The 17581-nt window shown below is 39.3% G+C and carries 14 protein-coding genes; all 14 read left to right on the top strand.

Annotated features, from left to right (window positions below):
- The first annotated feature begins 4 nt into the window (after positions 1-4).
- The 14 genes from dapG (at position 5) to yfmH (ending at position 17536) form a co-directional block, all read left to right on the top strand.
- Positions 5-1249 carry an aspartate kinase gene (dapG, locus tag J2S17_RS09970; protein WP_307474361.1) on the top strand — a complete coding sequence of 415 codons (1245 nt, stop codon included), beginning with the start codon at positions 5-7 and terminating at the stop codon, positions 1247-1249.
- Between the two features lie 22 nt (positions 1250-1271).
- Positions 1272-2138, top strand: coding sequence for a 4-hydroxy-tetrahydrodipicolinate synthase (dapA, locus tag J2S17_RS09965; RefSeq protein WP_307474359.1), 867 nt, complete (start codon positions 1272-1274; stop codon positions 2136-2138).
- Positions 2139-2498: 360 nt separating this feature from the next.
- Positions 2499-4163 (top strand): ribonuclease J, encoded by a 1665-nt coding sequence (locus J2S17_RS09960; RefSeq protein ID WP_307474357.1) that lies wholly within the window; start codon positions 2499-2501, stop codon positions 4161-4163.
- Positions 4164-4469: 306 nt separating this feature from the next.
- A complete protein-coding gene (locus tag J2S17_RS09955) occupies positions 4470-5198 on the top strand; it encodes a ClpP family protease (RefSeq protein ID WP_370874992.1) in 729 nt (242 codons plus the stop codon).
- A complete protein-coding gene (locus J2S17_RS09950) occupies positions 5195-5407 on the top strand; it encodes a YlzJ-like family protein (protein WP_307474353.1) in 213 nt (70 codons plus the stop codon). The genes J2S17_RS09955 and J2S17_RS09950 overlap by 4 nt, the downstream gene beginning before the upstream one ends.
- A 132-nt stretch (positions 5408-5539) precedes the next feature.
- On the top strand, positions 5540-7885 hold the full coding sequence (locus J2S17_RS09945) for a DNA translocase FtsK (RefSeq protein WP_307474350.1): 2346 nt from the start codon (positions 5540-5542) through the stop codon (positions 7883-7885).
- Positions 7886-8170: 285 nt separating this feature from the next.
- Positions 8171-8899 carry a GntR family transcriptional regulator gene (locus J2S17_RS09940; RefSeq protein ID WP_307474348.1) on the top strand — a complete coding sequence of 243 codons (729 nt, stop codon included), beginning with the start codon at positions 8171-8173 and terminating at the stop codon, positions 8897-8899.
- Positions 8900-8964: 65 nt separating this feature from the next.
- Entirely contained in the window at positions 8965-10074 is a 1110-nt protein-coding gene (locus tag J2S17_RS09935; RefSeq protein ID WP_307474346.1) for a BMP family lipoprotein, read from the top strand.
- Positions 10075-10290: 216 nt separating this feature from the next.
- Entirely contained in the window at positions 10291-11820 is a 1530-nt protein-coding gene (locus J2S17_RS09930; RefSeq protein WP_307474344.1) for an ABC transporter ATP-binding protein, read from the top strand.
- Positions 11820-12866 carry an ABC transporter permease gene (locus J2S17_RS09925; protein ID WP_307474342.1) on the top strand — a complete coding sequence of 349 codons (1047 nt, stop codon included), beginning with the start codon at positions 11820-11822 and terminating at the stop codon, positions 12864-12866. The genes J2S17_RS09930 and J2S17_RS09925 overlap by 1 nt, the downstream gene beginning before the upstream one ends.
- The gene (locus J2S17_RS09920) at positions 12867-13826 is read left to right on the top strand and encodes an ABC transporter permease (protein WP_307474340.1); all 960 of its coding nucleotides are present in this window, start codon (positions 12867-12869) and stop codon (positions 13824-13826) included.
- A 574-nt stretch (positions 13827-14400) separates the two neighbouring features.
- Positions 14401-14688, top strand: coding sequence for an SRPBCC family protein (locus tag J2S17_RS09915; RefSeq protein ID WP_307474338.1), 288 nt, complete (start codon positions 14401-14403; stop codon positions 14686-14688).
- 278 nt (positions 14689-14966) lie between these two features.
- Complete coding sequence (gene yfmF, locus J2S17_RS09910) at positions 14967-16250, top strand: EF-P 5-aminopentanol modification-associated protein YfmF (RefSeq protein WP_307474336.1); 1284 nt, start codon at positions 14967-14969, stop codon at positions 16248-16250.
- Positions 16250-17536: an EF-P 5-aminopentanol modification-associated protein YfmH gene (gene yfmH, locus J2S17_RS09905; RefSeq protein WP_307474334.1), complete on the top strand. Its 1287-nt coding sequence runs from the start codon at positions 16250-16252 to the stop codon at positions 17534-17536. The genes yfmF and yfmH overlap by 1 nt, the downstream gene beginning before the upstream one ends.
- Positions 17537-17581 lie beyond the last annotated feature (45 nt).

Genomic DNA, 17581 nt, shown 5'->3' with positions numbered 1-17581 from the left:
TTTAATGAAAATAGTCGTTCAAAAATTCGGAGGCACATCCGTTCGTAATGAAGAAGGCAGGACTCATGCTTTAAGACATATCAAACAAGCCATACTAGAAGGATTTAAGGTTGTAGTTGTTGTGTCTGCGATGGGCAGGAAGGGTGATCCATACGCAACCGATACTCTTTTATCGCTAGTGAATCTGCCTGATTCTAAAATTAATAAACGTGAAACTGATTTATTGCTTTCCTGTGGTGAAATTATTTCAAGTGTTGTATTTTCGAATATGCTGCTGGAAAATGGATTCAAAGCTACAGCTTTAACTGGTGCGCAGGCAGGTTTCAGAACTAACCATGATCATATGAATGCAAAAATCATTGATATGAAGTGTGACCGTCTGTTAAAGGAGCTTGAAATCAATGATATAGTGGTGGTAGCTGGCTTCCAGGGGTCTGCACGGAATGGAGATATCACTACGATAGGAAGAGGTGGGAGTGATACTTCTGCGGCCGCCTTAGGTTCTGCATTGAATGCTGAATGGATTGATATTTTTACAGACGTCGAAGGAATAATGACAGCTGATCCAAGGATTGCTGAAAACGCTAGACCGCTGAATGTTGTCACTTATACCGAAGTGTGTAATATGGCATATCAAGGTGCAAAAGTCATTCATCCACGGGCAGTAGAAATTGCTATGCAAGCAAAGATTCCAATTCGGATTCGGTCTACGTACACAGACGGATTGGGCACGCTTGTCACTTCAATAACAAAACATAATCGCGGTGCGGATATTAAGGAACGTCCTGTTACAGGAATTGCTCATGTGGCAAACATTTCACAGATTAAAGTATTAGCAAAGAAAGACCAATACAATCTTCAGTCCGAAGTATTTAAATCGATGGCTGCAGAAGGAATAAGTGTTGATTTTATCAATATTTATCCCAATGGAGTGACCTATACTGTTACAGCGGAAATGACTGATAAGGCTGTTAGTATATTGAACCGCCTTGGTCATCAGCCAAAAGTGGAAAGAGCCTGTGCGAAAGTGTCAGTAGTAGGGGCTGGAATGCAAGGGGTTCCCGGGGTCGCTTCTAAAATAGTCACAGCACTATCAGAACAAGGGATTAGAATTATGCAATCTGCAGACAGCCATACAACGATTTGGGTCCTTGTTGAACAAAACGACTTGCCTAAAGCGGTGAATGCTTTGCATGATGCTTTTCATCTGGAACAAGAAACCTTGGAAATAAAACGGACAGACATATAAGTATGATAAATGGGGTGTGAAAATGGTACAGTTCGGAAGAGTTTCTACAGCTATGGTTACGCCATTTGATAAAAATGGACGTATCGACTTTATAAAAACAACACAGCTTATTAACCATTTGATTGAAAATGGGACCGACTCACTCGTGGTTGCAGGAACAACAGGGGAGTCACCTACATTAACAAAAGAAGAAAAGATTGCTCTATTCCAACATGTTGTAAAAGTGACAGACAAGCGTGTACCTGTGATTGCAGGTACTGGTAGCAATAACACATATGCTTCAATTGAATTAACAAAAAAAGCGGAGCAATTGGGTGTAGACGCTATCATGGCTGTTGCTCCCTACTATAACAAACCAAGTCAAGAAGGATTATTCCAGCATTTTAAAGCAATTGCTGAAAATACAAACCTTCCAATAATGCTTTACAATATTCCTGGCAGATCATCAATCAACATAGCTCCGGAAACGATTATTAAGCTATCAAAAATACCTAATATTATTGCTGTCAAAGAAGCGAGCGGAGATTTGAGTGCAATGACAAAAATCATTGCCGGTACAGATAACGATTTTCTTCTTTATAGCGGAGATGATGGCATCGCTTTGCCAGTTATGTCAGTTGGTGGCGTAGGAGTCGTTTCAGTAGCATCCCACATCATTGGAAATGAATTGCAACAAATGATTCAAGCTTATATAGAGGGAGACTATAAAGAAGCTGCAAAGTATCATCAAGAGCTTCTGCCGGTGATGGAAGGGTTATTTGCTGCGCCAAATCCAGTGCCAGTCAAAACGGCTCTCCAATTAAAAGGCCTGGACGTTGGCTCTGTTCGTTTACCAATGGTACCGCTTAATGAGCAAGAAAGAAGTGCCTTAATTGAGTTAATTAAATAAAAAGAAATACATGTACCATACCGGCGTTGAAGAAACAGTTATTTTTTCTTTGACGCCGGATTTTTTTACATGGGATAGATTGGATTATGGGTACATAATGATCATTTTTTTTTGGGAAATTATATTATAGTAATAAGAGCAGTCGTAATTTTCACTTATATAGTCTTAATTAAGTGTGAAATTTTAATTACTTATTAAAGAATCAGTTCTTTTATCATAGGCGTATAGTGGATGTAAATGGTCATACTGCCATTGCATTCCATCTAAATGCATAAATTTGGTTGTCATCGATTTCATTGTTCAAGTATAATAGTGGTAACTGATTTTGATCGGCCGAAAGATATATAGGAGGAAACATACGTGAAGAGACAGAATGAAAGCATCAAGCTAACTGCACTAGGTGGAGTAGGAGAACTTGGGAAAAACATGCATATCGTTGAGGTAGATGAAGACATTTTTGTTATCGATGCCGGCCTAATGTTCCCTGAAAATGAAATGCTTGGAATTGATACAGTGATTCCAGATATAACTTATTTAATTCAACAAAAAGAACGCGTACAAGGAATTTTTCTCACTCATGGACATGAGGATCACATTGGCGGATTGTCCTATGTTTTAAGACATTTGAAGGTTCCGGTATATGGAACTAAGTTGACTTTAGCTTTAACAAAAGCAAAGATGAAAGAGCAGGATTCTAAGGAGAAGGCAGAACTTATTGAAGTGCATTCAGATACAAGGCTGGAATTTGGGGCAGCAGAAGTAACTTTCTTCAAAACCAATCATAGCATTCCAGATAGCGTGGGTGTATGTATACATACTTCAAAAGGTGCGATTGTACATACTGGAGACTTTAAATTTGATCAAGCAGCTGGAAGTCGTTATAAAGCGGACATTGGCAAGATGGCCAGAATCGGTGAAGAAGGAGTTCTTTGTCTATTATCTGATAGCACTGAAGCAGAAAAGCCAGGCTATACGAAGTCCGAAGCATTGGTAGCGAAAGATTTAACAAAAGCAATATACCAAGCCCCTGGACGTGTGATTGCTGCTACATTTGCTTCTGACCTTGTTCGAATCCAGCATATATTTGATGCGGCATTTGAAACAAAAAGAAAAGTGGCTGTCGTAGGCAAAAGCTTGCAGAAGGTTTATGATATTGCGCTAAAAATGGGTTATTTAACTGTTTATGAGGATATGATTATCCCTATAGCTGAGATTAATAAATATGCCGATGATGAAGTGATCGTGATTATCACAGGTTCTCAAGGTGAACCAATTGATGCTCTACAAAAAATGGCTAAACAAGCGCATCGCCATGTGAATATTAAAAAAGGCGATCATGTACTATTGGCTGCTTCACCTATCAGAGGAAGTGAAGTGTTCATTTCGAAAACGGTAGACCTGCTTTTCCGTAGCGGTGCAAATGTGATTTCCGGAAAAGGTACTTTCAACACTTCGAGCCATGGCAGTCAGGAAGAGCTTAAGTTTATGATTAACCTTATGAATCCAAAATTCTTTATTCCCATTCATGGAGAATATCGTATGCTTAAGGCTCATGCCCAAGTAGCTAAAGATTGTGGAATACCTGAGGGCAATATTTTTATCCCAGATAAAGGGGAAGTAGCTGAAATTAAGAATGGTGCACTTCGTCAGGCTGGAAAAATCCCTGCAGGGCATGTCTTAATTGATGGCAGCGGTGTTGGGGATGTCGGAAACATCGTTTTAAGAGATCGTAAACTTTTATCACAAGATGGCATTCTTCTTGTCGTAGTGACACTTAACAAAAGGGAGAAGAAAATATCAGCAGGCCCTGAGATCATCACAAGAGGTTTTGTCTATGTTCGTGAATCAGAGCAGCTTCTTGTAGAAGCAACGAAGCTGGTGAAGGAAATAGTCGAGAATAAATTAGCCAGAGAAGCATTTGATTGGTCAGGAATTAAACAGGATATGAGAGACGGTTTGAATCAATATTTATATGATAAAACAAAGCGTCGCCCAATGATTCTGCCTATTATTATGGAAGCATAGAATGTACAATACCACAGTCATTGAGACTGTGGTATTTCCGTTTATCAGTGCTAAATATGTACGCCATTTGATATTCCTCACGTCTGAGGAATATCAAATGGCGTACATCAATAATCACTTCTGCTTCTCTGAACGAAAAATGACACGATCATAGCTCAGAGAAGCAGCTATATAAAATAACGTGAAATTAATAATCAAAACCCTCCCTAAAGCAAAGTTGCTGTTAATGAATGAGGAATGAATTCTTACGCAGTGCTCATACTAACCATATATTGCTTGAAGGGAGAAAAAGGTATGGTAAATGATATGAAAACGAGCGGCGGGGATCAAGAACAACCGAAAGATGATAAGCAAACTCCACTCATGGAGAAAATCCAACAACTCGGCCAAACGAATGTACCACAGCTCTCACAGGACTCAAAAATACACTGTTTAACGATTGTCGGCCAGGTTGAGGGGCATCTACAGCTTCCGCCACAAAATAAAACAACGAAATATGAGCACCTTATTCCACAAATTGTTGCCATTGAACAAAATCCTAAAATAGAAGGCTTACTCGTGATATTAAATACAGTTGGAGGAGATGTGGAGGCAGGTCTTGCTATTTCTGAGATGCTCGCTTCTTTATCAAAGCCAACGGTTTCTATCGTTTTAGGCGGAGGGCATTCAATTGGTGTACCCATTGCGGTTTCATGTAATTATTCCTTCATTGCTGAGACGGCTACAATGACGATTCATCCGATCAGACTGACTGGCTTGGTAATTGGTGTACCGCAAACCTTTGAATATTTGGATAAAATGCAAGAGCGCGTGATTAACTTTGTTACAAAGCATTCAAATATTGCAGAAGAACAATTTAAGGAATTGATGTTTGCTAAAGGCAATTTAACAAGGGATATAGGAACCAATGTTATTGGAACGGATGCAGTAACGTATGGGTTAATTGACGGTGTTGGTGGGATAGGTCCAGCAATGAAGAAGTTGATGGAGTTAATTGAAGTGAATAAAAATGAGAATGAAGGGATTGTCCAATGATTTTATATACAATGATGCCTCATGAATTGGTTTATCAAGCGGAAGGCCAAGAATTCGACAGACAAAGAGTAATAGATCATAATGGCGTTCCATTGCTCGTAGAAATGGTCGAGGGATCTGATTGCAGAGTTTTACAAATCATGAGCAGTGATCCAAATGATTTTCTGAATGAAACGTTGACACCAGGAACAAAAATTACGTTATCTTAAAGGTAAGTGATTGGCTGGTGTGCTATAATAAATATTAATGTAAGGAGCAGCCAGTAAGGCTGCTCTCTTCTTTCATACATATATTGATGACATAGGTAAATGGTTAATAAAGAATAATAATAAGGTGATAGGATGGCCAAGAAAAAGAAAAGAAAATCAAGAAAGAAAGATCATTTAAAACAAACAATTAAATATGAGTTATTTGCACTAGCATTAATCGCACTCGCAGTCATTGCTATCGCTCGGCTAGGTGCAGTAGGCAATGCAACAGTGCTGTTCTTCCGCTTTTTTATGGGTGAATGGTATATGCTTTGTCTTCTGGGGCTTGTTGTATATGCGTGCTATCTGATGTGGAAAAGACAACAGCCATTTTTATTTTCTACAAAATTAATCGGGCTCTATTTTATCGTCAGTTCGTTTCTATTACTGAGCCATGTCACGTTATTTCAGCTTTTATCAAATGGAGGATCATTTACTGATCCGAGTGTAATCGGGAATACTTGGCAGCTCTATTGGATGGAAGTGCGCGGCGATACAAGCACGACAGATTTAGGCGGGGGTATGATGGGTGCTGTCCTGTTTGCACTATTCTATTTCCTATTTGATGAAACAGGATCAAAGATTATTGCGTTTTTATTAATAGTGTTTGGATTTATTCTTTTAACTGGAAAAACCTTCGGTGAAGCATTAGGTAGAATGGCTTCAGCAGTCTGGAACTTTGCTAGAGAGCAATGGAAAGCGTTTCTAGATGATATAAAAGAATGGTTTAGTGATCAGAAAGAAAATAAGGACAGACGAAAATCAATAAAAGAGAAAAAAGCGCAGCGGGAAGCTGAGCGTGAGCCTGAAATAACAATTAATACCTCTACACCAAAAGTAAAAGAAGAATCGGTTGGTCAAGAACCAATTATTTCTAGCTTCGCAGAAAAAGCTTATCGCGAGGATGGAAATGAAGGCAAGGATCCAAATGGTGTAAAAGCAGTAAAGGAAGAGGACACTGCTTCAGAAGCTGAGGCTGTCCCGCCGATAACTTTTACTGAGGTCGAGAATAAAGATTATAAACTGCCGCCAATGAAGCTGTTGAAATTCCCTAGCCAGACAGACCAAAGCGGCGAGTATAAATTAATCCATGACAATGCTGCAAAGCTGGAGCGGACTTTTCAAAGCTTCGGTGTAAAAGCAAGGGTCACACAGGTCCACCTTGGACCAGCTGTTACAAAATATGAAGTGCATCCGGATGTAGGAGTAAAAGTGAGTAAGATTGTCAGTTTAAGTGACGATTTAGCACTCGCGCTAGCAGCTAAGGATATAAGAATTGAAGCACCGATTCCTGGAAAGTCAGCGATTGGTATTGAGGTGCCAAATTCAGAAGTGGCGATGGTCTCGCTGAGAGAAGTTATAGAATCCAAAGCAACCGAACGAGCAGACGCAAAGCTGCTTATCGGGCTTGGTAGGGACATTACTGGCGAAGCTGTGATGGCGGAACTAAATAAAATGCCGCATTTACTTGTTGCTGGTGCAACAGGAAGCGGGAAAAGTGTATGTATTAATGGAATCATCACAAGCATCCTCATGAGAGCAAAACCGCATGAAGTCAAACTAATGATGATCGACCCGAAAATGGTGGAGCTAAATGTGTATAACGGAGTACCTCATTTGCTTGCACCGGTTGTAACCAATGCAAAGAAAGCTTCTCAAGCTCTAAAGAAAGTTGTTAGTGAAATGGAAAGACGTTATGAGCTCTTTTCTCACTCTGGGACAAGAAATATTGAAGGCTATAATGAGCATATTAAGCGTCATAATGCTGCAGGAGAAGGGCAACAGCCGCTTCTGCCTTATATTGTTGTGATAGTAGACGAGCTAGCGGATTTGATGATGGTCGCTTCATCCGATGTAGAAGATGCGATCACAAGGCTTGCGCAGATGGCAAGAGCAGCAGGCATCCATTTAATTATCGCTACCCAACGTCCTTCAGTTGACGTCATTACTGGAGTGATTAAAGCAAATATCCCGTCAAGAATTGCCTTCGCGGTTTCATCGATGACGGATTCGCGTACAATTTTAGATATGGGTGGAGCTGAAAAACTTCTAGGACGCGGTGACATGCTCTTTATGCCGGTCGGTGCATCCAAGCCAATCCGTGTGCAGGGAGCCTTTTTATCTGACGAAGAAGTGGAAGATATCGTTGACTTTGTAATTGGTCAGCAAAAAGCCCAGTATCAAGAAGAAATGATTCCTGATGATGTCCCAGAAACGACTGGACAAGTGGATGATAATCTTTATGATGAAGCAGTCGAGCTTATTGTTGAAATGCAGACAGCCTCAGTATCGATGCTTCAAAGAAGATTTCGTATTGGATATACAAGAGCTGCCCGCTTGATCGACGAGATGGAGGCAAGGGGAATTGTCGGCCCATATGAAGGCAGCAAACCGCGAGCTGTGCTCGTGAGTAAACCCTCAGAAGAAGCAAGTTCATAAAAATAGAAGAACAGCCTTTTCACCACGAGAAAAGGCTGTTTTTTTATGAAGCGAGACAAAGGAAGCATGAATTGTGTCATACAATTAAAAGCGTTTTCAACAATATATGACAATTATCGCTTTAAACCAGTACAGAACTCGATAGATAATCCTATGTTTTTTCGACATTTTTCAGAAAATGTATTCCTTTATTAGGAGAAAAGTGTTATAGTATTTTCGATTAGTAGGAATGATTGAACATCAGAGGTCTGATGTCTTGAGAAACAAAAGTTGGAGGATAACTGCATGTCTATTAAGTCAGATAATCGGCATTTGTATTTACAGGTCATTGATCGTTTAAAGCAGGACATTGAAGCGGGAATTTATAAAGAAAAAGAAAAATTACCGTCAGAATTTGATCTTGCCAAGCAATTAGGTGTCAGCAGGGCAACACTTAGAGAAGCTCTTCGCATTCTGGAAGAGGAGAATATTATTATTCGTCGTCACGGAGTGGGCACTTTTGTGAACGCAAAGCCATTATTTACATCAGGGATTGAACAGCTCAACAGTGTGACTAATATGATCATGCAGGCGGGAATGGTGCCTGGAACAATATTTCTAAGCTCCGAAACCCAAGGTCCAACGGAGGATGATATTCGCCGCTTTTCAAGTGCATTAGATGAAGAAATAGCTGTTGTTGAAAGAGTGAGAACTGCAAATGGTGAACCAGTTGTCTATTGTGTGGATAAGCTTCCAGGCAAATATATTCCAGAATCTATATCATGGGAGAAGGAATCAATATTTGACATCCTTGAAGAAGGAATTGGGAGAAAGATTACATACGCTGTTGCACAAATAGAACCAGTTGGCTACCATGAGAAGGTTTCACCCATTTTAGAATGTAATCCTGAAACTGCTTTACTGGTACTAAAGCAGATGCATTACAATGAAATGGATGAGCCTATACTTTACTCAGTCAATTACTTCAGAGCTGATAAATTCAGCTTCCACGTTTTGCGGAAAAGAATTTTCTAGATTAGTTATTCAATCATTTGTCATACTACTAATGTGTAAACAAATACCTTTAGGGGGTTAATACCTTGAAAAAACGTAAAATTGGTTTTGCACTTTCATTGGCACTTGCTGCAGGTACAATTTTAGGAGCTTGCGGATCTTCTAATGAAGAAGGCGAAGGCACAAAAACAGACGGAAACAGCGAAGAAAAAGCATTCTCTGTTGCAATGGTAACAGATGTAGGTGGCGTAGACGATAAATCATTTAACCAATCAGCTTGGGAAGGCATTCAAGCTTTTGGTGACGAAAACGGATTGGACAAAGGCAAAGGCGGCTATGATTATTTACAATCTCAATCAGATGCCGATTATGCAACGAATCTGAATAACCTTACACGTCAAGATTTTAATTTGGTATTCGGAGTGGGCTACCTAATGGAAGGTTCAATTACTGAAATTGCTAAGCAGCAAAAAGATGCTAGCTATGCAATCATTGATGGTGTAGTTGAAGAGCCTAACGTAGCAAGCATTCTATTCAAAGAGCAAGAAGCTGCATTCTTAGCTGGTGTAGCAGCAGCTCATGCAACTAAAGGCGATAAAATCGGCTTTATCGGCGGACAAGAAATTCCTGTTATCGAACGTTTTGAAGCTGGTTTCTTAGCTGGTGTACAAGCAGTTAATCCTGACCTTAAAGTAGAAGTGAATTACTCTGGTGCTTTCGATAAAGCAGAACTAGGACAATCAATCGCTTCTAAAATGTACTCTTCTGGCATTGATGTAATCTTCCATGCTGCGGGTGGTACTGGTAATGGATTATTTAAAGAAGCACGTGACTTAAAGAAAAAAGATCCATCTAGAGAACTATGGGCAATCGGTGTTGACTCAGATCAAACGGCTGAAGGTGTGGTCGATATCGAAGGTAAAAAGCACAATATTATTATGACTTCTGCACTGAAACGCGTTGATAATGCAGTAATTGACATTGCAACAAAAGCTAAAAATGGAGAATTCCCTGGTGGAGAAACGACTGTTTATAGCTTAGCTGAAGAAGGCGTTGGACTAGCACCACTTAATGATGAGCTTTCTAATAAGGCAGATGTTGAAGCCGCGGTAAAAGAGTGGACTGACAAGATTAAAAATGGTGATTTAACAATCCCTGAAACTTTAGATGAATTAACAACATTTAAAGCTGAGTAATGTAGTGACAAAGGAATAAGAGAGTATTCATCGTTCTCTCTTATTCCTTTTTTTTGAAAAAATAAAAGCTTAATTGAAGGGTACAACATGCTTTGTAGCTTTCACTTAAGCTTTTAAAAGTTATGATGGAATGAAGGAGCTTGGCAAGTTCAAGTTTTTAAATAACAGTAGGAGGTCTGACCTCCTACTACATATGATTCGCAAGGAGTGAGTAGAGTGGAATATGTGATCGAGATGTTAAATATCCGTAAAGAGTTTCCAGGCATAGTTGCAAACAATAATATTAATCTCCAAGTCAAAAAAGGTGAAATTCATGCGTTACTCGGTGAAAATGGTGCTGGGAAATCGACTTTAATGAATGTTCTATTTGGATTGTACCAACCAGAAAAGGGCGAGATTAAAGTTAATGGGAAGGCTGTTAATATTACCAACCCGAATATTGCCAATGATCTAGGTATCGGAATGGTTCACCAACACTTTATGCTCATCGACAAGTTTACTGTTACAGAAAATATCATCCTTGGAAAGGAAATTACCTCAGGCGGTAAAATTGATATGAAAAAAGCCGAAAATGAAGTGAGGGAGATTTCCAAAAGATACGGTTTATCCGTTGATCCACAGGCGAAAATTTCCGATATCTCTGTAGGTATGCAGCAGCGGGTCGAAATTTTAAAAACGCTTTATCGAGGAGCGGAGATATTAATATTTGACGAGCCTACTGCGGTGTTAACACCACAAGAAATAAATGAGTTAATTCAAATCATGAAAACGCTTATAAAGGAAGGTAAATCGATTATTCTTATCACCCATAAATTAAAAGAGATTATGGAAGTATGTGATCAAGTAACGGTTATTCGCAAGGGAGAAGGAATTGGAACGCTGAATGTCAAGGACACAAATCCCAATGAATTAGCCAGCTTAATGGTTGGTCGTGAAGTCACATTTAAGACTACTAAAAAAGAAGCGAATCCAAAAGACAAGGTTCTTGAAATTAATGACTTGCTTGTAAAGGACTCCAGGGGCATTGATGCAGTTAAGCATCTAAACCTTGAGATCAGACAAGGTGAAATCGTAGGAATTGCTGGTGTCGATGGCAATGGTCAAACGGAATTGATTGAAGCGATAACTGGTTTAAGAAAAACTGCAGGCGGATCAATTAAGTTGAATGGCAAAGAAATCGGCAATCTCGTAACAAGAAAAGTTACCGAAGCTGGCGTGGGTCATATTCCGCAAGATCGCCATAAGCATGGACTTGTTCTTGATTTCTCTATAGGGGAAAATATGGTTTTACAAACGTATTATCAGAAGCCTTATTCCAAGTATGGAGTCATGAATGATAAAGAAATTTTTGTGAAAGCAAAAAGCTTAATCAAAGAATTTGATGTAAGAACGCCAAGCGAATATACATTGGCAAGATCACTCTCTGGCGGAAATCAGCAAAAAGCGATTATTGGTCGGGAAGTGGATAGAAACCCGGATCTATTAATCGCAGCTCAGCCGACTCGTGGTCTTGACGTAGGCGCAATCGAATTCATTCATAAGCGTTTAATCGATCAACGAGATCAGGGCAAGGCTGTATTGCTGTTATCCTTCGAGTTGGAGGAAATCATGAATGTCAGCGATCGTATTGCTGTCATTTATGAAGGAGAAATTATAGCAATTGTGGATCCAAAGGAAACAACAGAGCAAGAATTAGGTCTATTGATGGCCGGATCGATTGAGAAGAAGGCAGGTGGAATGAACTAATGTCCAGCCGATTACAAAATATATTGGTTCCTATTATAGCGGTTCTGTTAGGTGTGCTTGTTGGAACAATCATTATGATTATAAGTGGCTTCGATGCTGTTGCCGGATTTGTTGCACTATGGGATGGAGCATTTGGGGAGTCTTATTTTACAGGTGAAACCGTAAGACAAATTACACCATACATTCTAGCTGGACTTGCTGTTGCATTTGCATTTAGAACAGGCTTGTTCAATATTGGAGTGGAAGGTCAGCTGATCGTTGGTTGGCTTGCAGCTGTTTGGGTTGGGGTAGCCTTTGATTTGCCAAAGATTATCCATCTTCCATTAGCTGTATTGGCGGCAGCCGCGGCGGGAGCGTTTTGGGCGTTTATCCCTGGTTTCCTAAAGGCGAAGTACAGGGTTCATGAAGTAATTGTTACAATTATGTTGAACTATACTGCGCTGCACATCACTAACTATATTATCCGTACTGTTCTATCCGAAAAGAGTGATAGAACTGAATCGATTGCTGAAACAGCTTCATTAAGATCGCCATTTTTCGAATCATTGACAGATTATTCCCGAATGCACTGGGGAATTGTCATTGCGTTAATTTGTGTGTTTATTATGTGGTTTATTTTAGAAAGAACAACAAGAGGTTTTGAATTAAAAGCAGTAGGATTTAATCAGCACGCCTCAGATTATGCCGGCATGAATGTTAAGCGAAATATTATTCTTTCGATGGTCATCTCAGGTGCATTTGCAGGCTTGGCAGGCGCAATGGAAGGGTTAGGTACATTTGGCTACGCGTCCATTAAAGGTGGCTTTACAGGTGTAGGGTTTGATGGTATAGCCGTTGCCCTGCTTGGTGCCAATTCACCAATTGGCATCGTCCTGGCGGCCATATTGTTTGGAAGCTTAAAGGTTGGTGCTCTTAACATGCCGCTGCAAGCAGGTGTGCCAAACGAGCTTGTCGATATCATTATTGCACTAATCGTGTTCTTTGTAGCATCCAGCTATTTGATTCGCCTCATTATTAAACGATTTAGTAAAAAGGGGGTGAAGTAAGTGGGCATTATGGAAATTTTAATGATCATTATCCCAACTACACTTCTATGGGCAGCACCACTTATTTTCACCGCATTAGGTGGTACATTCTCTGAACGCTCAGGCGTAGTCAACATTGGTTTAGAAGGTTTGATGGTCATTGGAGCATTTACAGCGATTGTCTTCAACTTAACATTTGTTGATACGTTTGGAGCTTTCACTCCATGGGTATCGTTAGTAGCAGCTATGGTTGTAGGTATATTATTTTCTCTTATCCATGCTGTAGCTTCAATTACCCTTAGAGCAGACCAAACGGTTTCCGGGGTAGCCATCAATTTACTTGCAGTAGGTGTGGCTTTATTCCTTGTGAAGCGCATTTACGACAAAGGTCAAACGGATATTATTCAAAGAGGGTTCAGCAAAGTTGATATTCCAATTCTGAGCGATATTCCTGTAATAGGCCCAATATTTTTCTCAAATACGTATTATACTTCATTTGTAGCAATTTTATTTGCAGTCATTGCTTGGTATGTCATTTACAAGACTAAATTTGGCTTGCGCTTGCGTGCTGTAGGTGAACACCCGATGGCTGCAGATACAATGGGTATCAATGTAACAAAGATGCGTTATTACGGCGTCCTTATTTCAGGTGCACTTGGCGGGATTGGCGGAGGTGTATACGCCCAAGCCATTTCATCTGATTTTGGTCATGCCACGATCAGCGGCCAAGGCTTCATGGCACTTGCAGCGATGATCTTTGGTAAATGGCATCCACTTGGAGCGATGGGAGCAGCCCTTTTCTTCGGCTTTGCCCAAAGCTTAAGCATCATTGGTTCAAGCTTGCCGTTTTTAGAAAATATTCCGAATGTGTACTTACTTATTGCACCATATGTACTGACAATCATTGCTTTAACAGGCTTCATTGGACGTGCAGATGCCCCTAAAGCATCAGGTGTTCCTTATATTAAAGGTAGTAGATAAATGAGAGAGGCTCTTTCCATATGGAAAGGGCTTTTTTTGTTATGAAAATCTATAAGAAAAGTTCTAGTATTTGTGATCCTCAGTAGTAAAAAAGATAATAATCAGCATGAACTTGAATTGTTCACTATGCTATGATAACAACAAAGACTTAATAGAGCGGAGAGTAGCATGATGTTTAAAATTAACAAAGCGCCAGACCGCTTCGTCGCTACACTCCTGGGTCTCAACTTTCTCTTCTCCCGCTGGACTCGAACGGACACTTCTCCAAATCCACTGAAGTTTGCCTATTTTTACTTTTGTCGACACAATGAGGAAAGAAAAGGTTCGCCTTTTTCTTTACTTTTTTTGTTTTTAAAAAGGATTATACCCATATCGTTTTATTCTTTGTTGTTATCGTATTGAATGTTGAGTGTGGCGAAAGGTCTCGTTAATTTATGCTAAAATTAAGGAGATGATGTTGATATTTTCACAAAGTGAGGCGAGAGAATATGCTGAAAATTAGACATAAAACCTACATTAAAGTTCCAAAAGAAAAAGTATTCAAGACGATTACCACTTCAGATGGGTGGAACGCTTGGTTTACGGATCGTACACGGGTGAAATTCGATTAAGATGGGCTAATTTTGGAGATGCAAATGTAATTATTGAAGATGGTGGTAAGATCATTGAGTCGGTTCCTAATGAAACGTTTGTTTTTCAATGGTCTCCTGGAGAAGGAACATCCACTGTCACATTTCATTTAGAACCATATAAGGCCGGTACGTTAGTTAAACTCGAAGAAACTGGTTATTCTAATACAAATAATGACATCGTTGCCTGTATAGGTTGTGCAACAGGTTGGGGAGAAGCGCTTACCCTTTAAAAATTTAATTAGAAAGGGGTATTGTTTATAAACATGATTTATAAACCATAAAGTATGTAAGGTAACAAACAGAACTTTTTCTAATTTAGTTTCTTTTAATAAACGGTGTCCAGTACTTATTTCTGCAAACATACGACCCTCCGCTTTCCTTGAAAGCTTGTCTTCGTTAGAATATGATGGAAGATAGGGGAGAAGATAGAAAATAACGACAGTCATTTTTACATATATTAATAAGTAGGCAATAAGCGCTGTTGATTAAATGTATAGGAGGCATCTTAATGAATGTAATAGAAGAAACGGTTAAGCTTTATGATGGCTTTAAGCTTCATATGATAAAAACAGATAAATTTAAGACCAATACGTTAGTCTGGAAAATGAAAGCACCGCTGCAGAAAGAAACGGTGACTGTCAGGTCACTTCTGCCTCATGTGCTGCAGAGCAATAGTGCAGATCATCCGACAACTGCTAAACTTCGTTCTTATTTAGATGAATTATACGGTGCAGCACTTTATGTCGATCTAGCAAAAAAAGGAGAGTATCATGTTATTACAATTTCTCTTGATATTGCTAATGAGAAATTTCTTTCTGATCAAACTCCTTTATTAAAGAAAGCGTTCGAGCTGCTTGCTGAAATAGTGACTAAGCCGAATGTAAGTGACAATGGGTTCGATCAAACCACAGTTAACAAAGAAAAAAGAACATTAAAGCAAAGAATTCAATCAGTGAACGATGACAAAATGAGATATGCAAATTATCGGCTTGTTCAAGAAATGTGTAAAGAGGAACCGTATGCCCTTCACGTACATGGCGAATTGGAAGCTGTGGATCAAATAACTCCTGAAACGCTTTATTCTTATTATCAGCAAGCTTTAGAAAAGGATGAATTGGATTTATATGTGATTGGGGATGTGGATGAAGAGGAAGTTCAATCTTATGCCTCTGAGTTGTTCCAATTCCAAAACAGAGATCCACAAAAAACGGAAGCGAATGGACGTTCGCATAAGGGCGATTCAGTACACGAAGTGAAGGAAGTTCAAGATGTCAAACAAGGCAAATTAAATATAGGATACCGAACGAATATTGTATATGGGGACGAGGATTACTTTGCTCTTCAAGTATTTAACGGTATTTTCGGCGGGTTTTCGCATTCTAAACTCTTCTTAAATGTTCGTGAAAAGGCAAGTCTCGCGTATTATGTGGGCAGTCGGTTAGAAAGTCACAAAGGGCTAATGATGGTCATGTCAGGGATTGAGAATAATAAGTTTGATCAAGCTACCGGTATAATCGAAGAGCAATTGCAAGCGATGAAAAACGGTGATTTTAGTGAAAAGGAAATCGGTCAAACAAAAGCTGTAATAAAAAACCAGCTGCTTGAGACAATGGATACTGCCCGAGGGGTAGTCGAAGTGTTATTTCACAACATCATTTCTCGTAAAGAAGTTAGCCTGACGGAATGGTTAAATGGGATGGATCAAGTTTCAAAAGAACAAATCATTGCAGCTGCAAAGAAGGTAGAGCTCGATACAGTCTACTTTCTACATGGGAAGGAGGAGGGAGAATAATGGAGAAACTCATCTTTGATCAGCTTCAAGAAGAGTTATATCATGAAAAAATGGATAATGGTTTAGATGTATATATTTTACCGAAAAAAGGGTTTAATAAAACATTTGCTACTTTTACAACTAAATATGGATCAATCGATAATCATTTTCTGCCTCTTGATAAGGATGAATATGTAAAGGTCCCAGATGGAATCGCCCATTTCCTAGAGCATAAGATGTTTGAGAAAGAAGATGGGGATGTCTTTCAACAATTTAGCCGTCAAGGTGCTTCAGCGAATGCTTTTACATCTTTCACACGTACAGCCTATTTATTTTCCAGTACTTCTGAGGTTGAGAAAAACCTTGAAACCTTGATTGATTTTGTGCAGGATCCTTACTTTACCAAGGAAACGGTCGATAAAGAAAAAGGAATTATCGGTCAAGAAATTACGATGTATGATGATAATCCTGATTGGCGCCTTTATTATGGACTAATTGAAAATATGTATAAAAACCATCCGGTTAAAATTGATATTGCCGGCACGATTGAATCGATATCGCATATTACCAAGGATATGCTTTATGAATGCTATCACACTTTTTACCATCCAAGCAATATGCTCTTATTTATTGTTGGACCAGTGGATACTGAAGCAATTATGAACCAAGTAAGAGATAATCAGAATAAAAAGACATATAATGAACAGCCTGAGGTCAAGCGGAAGTTTGAAGATGAACCTTCAGAAGTGGCTCAGTCTCATCGGCAATTGAAGATGAATGTTCAAACACCAAAATGTCTTGTCGGCATTAAAACCGGGAATGCGACTCAATCAGGGGAAGAAATGCTTAAAAAGGAATTGAGTCTAAACATTATGCTTGATATTCTTTTTGGAAAAAGTTCGGAAAACTACAGCTTCCTTTATGGAGAAGGATTAATTGATGATACATTCTCTTATGATTATTCGCAGGAACAGGGCTTCGGTTTCGCAATGATTGGAGGGGACACTATTGACCCTGACAGATTGGCAGATGAATTAAGGACCATGCTTTTAAAAGGCAGGGAGAATGGTTCGATTGCCGCAGATAGCCTTGAAAGAGCGAAGAAGAAGAAAATTGGGTCATTTATGAGAGCAGTTAATTCGCCAGAATATATTGCAAATCAATTCACTCGTTATTCATTTAACGGTATGAATTTATTTGATATTGTTCCAACTCTTGAAAATCTCCAATTAGCAGATATAGAACAGGCAGCAAATGAGTTAATTGCAGAAGATCGCTTTTCTGTCTGTCAGGTTGTTCCTAAATAAAGAAAAGTGCTAGTGCCCCTATGTTAGGGGCATTATTATTGATTT

The organism is Cytobacillus purgationiresistens (assembly GCF_030813235.1).
In the GTDB taxonomy this organism is placed as follows: Bacteria; Bacillota; Bacilli; order Bacillales; family Cytobacillaceae; genus Cytobacillus; species Cytobacillus purgationiresistens.
This window is presented reverse-complemented; position numbering and strand designations above follow the sequence as displayed.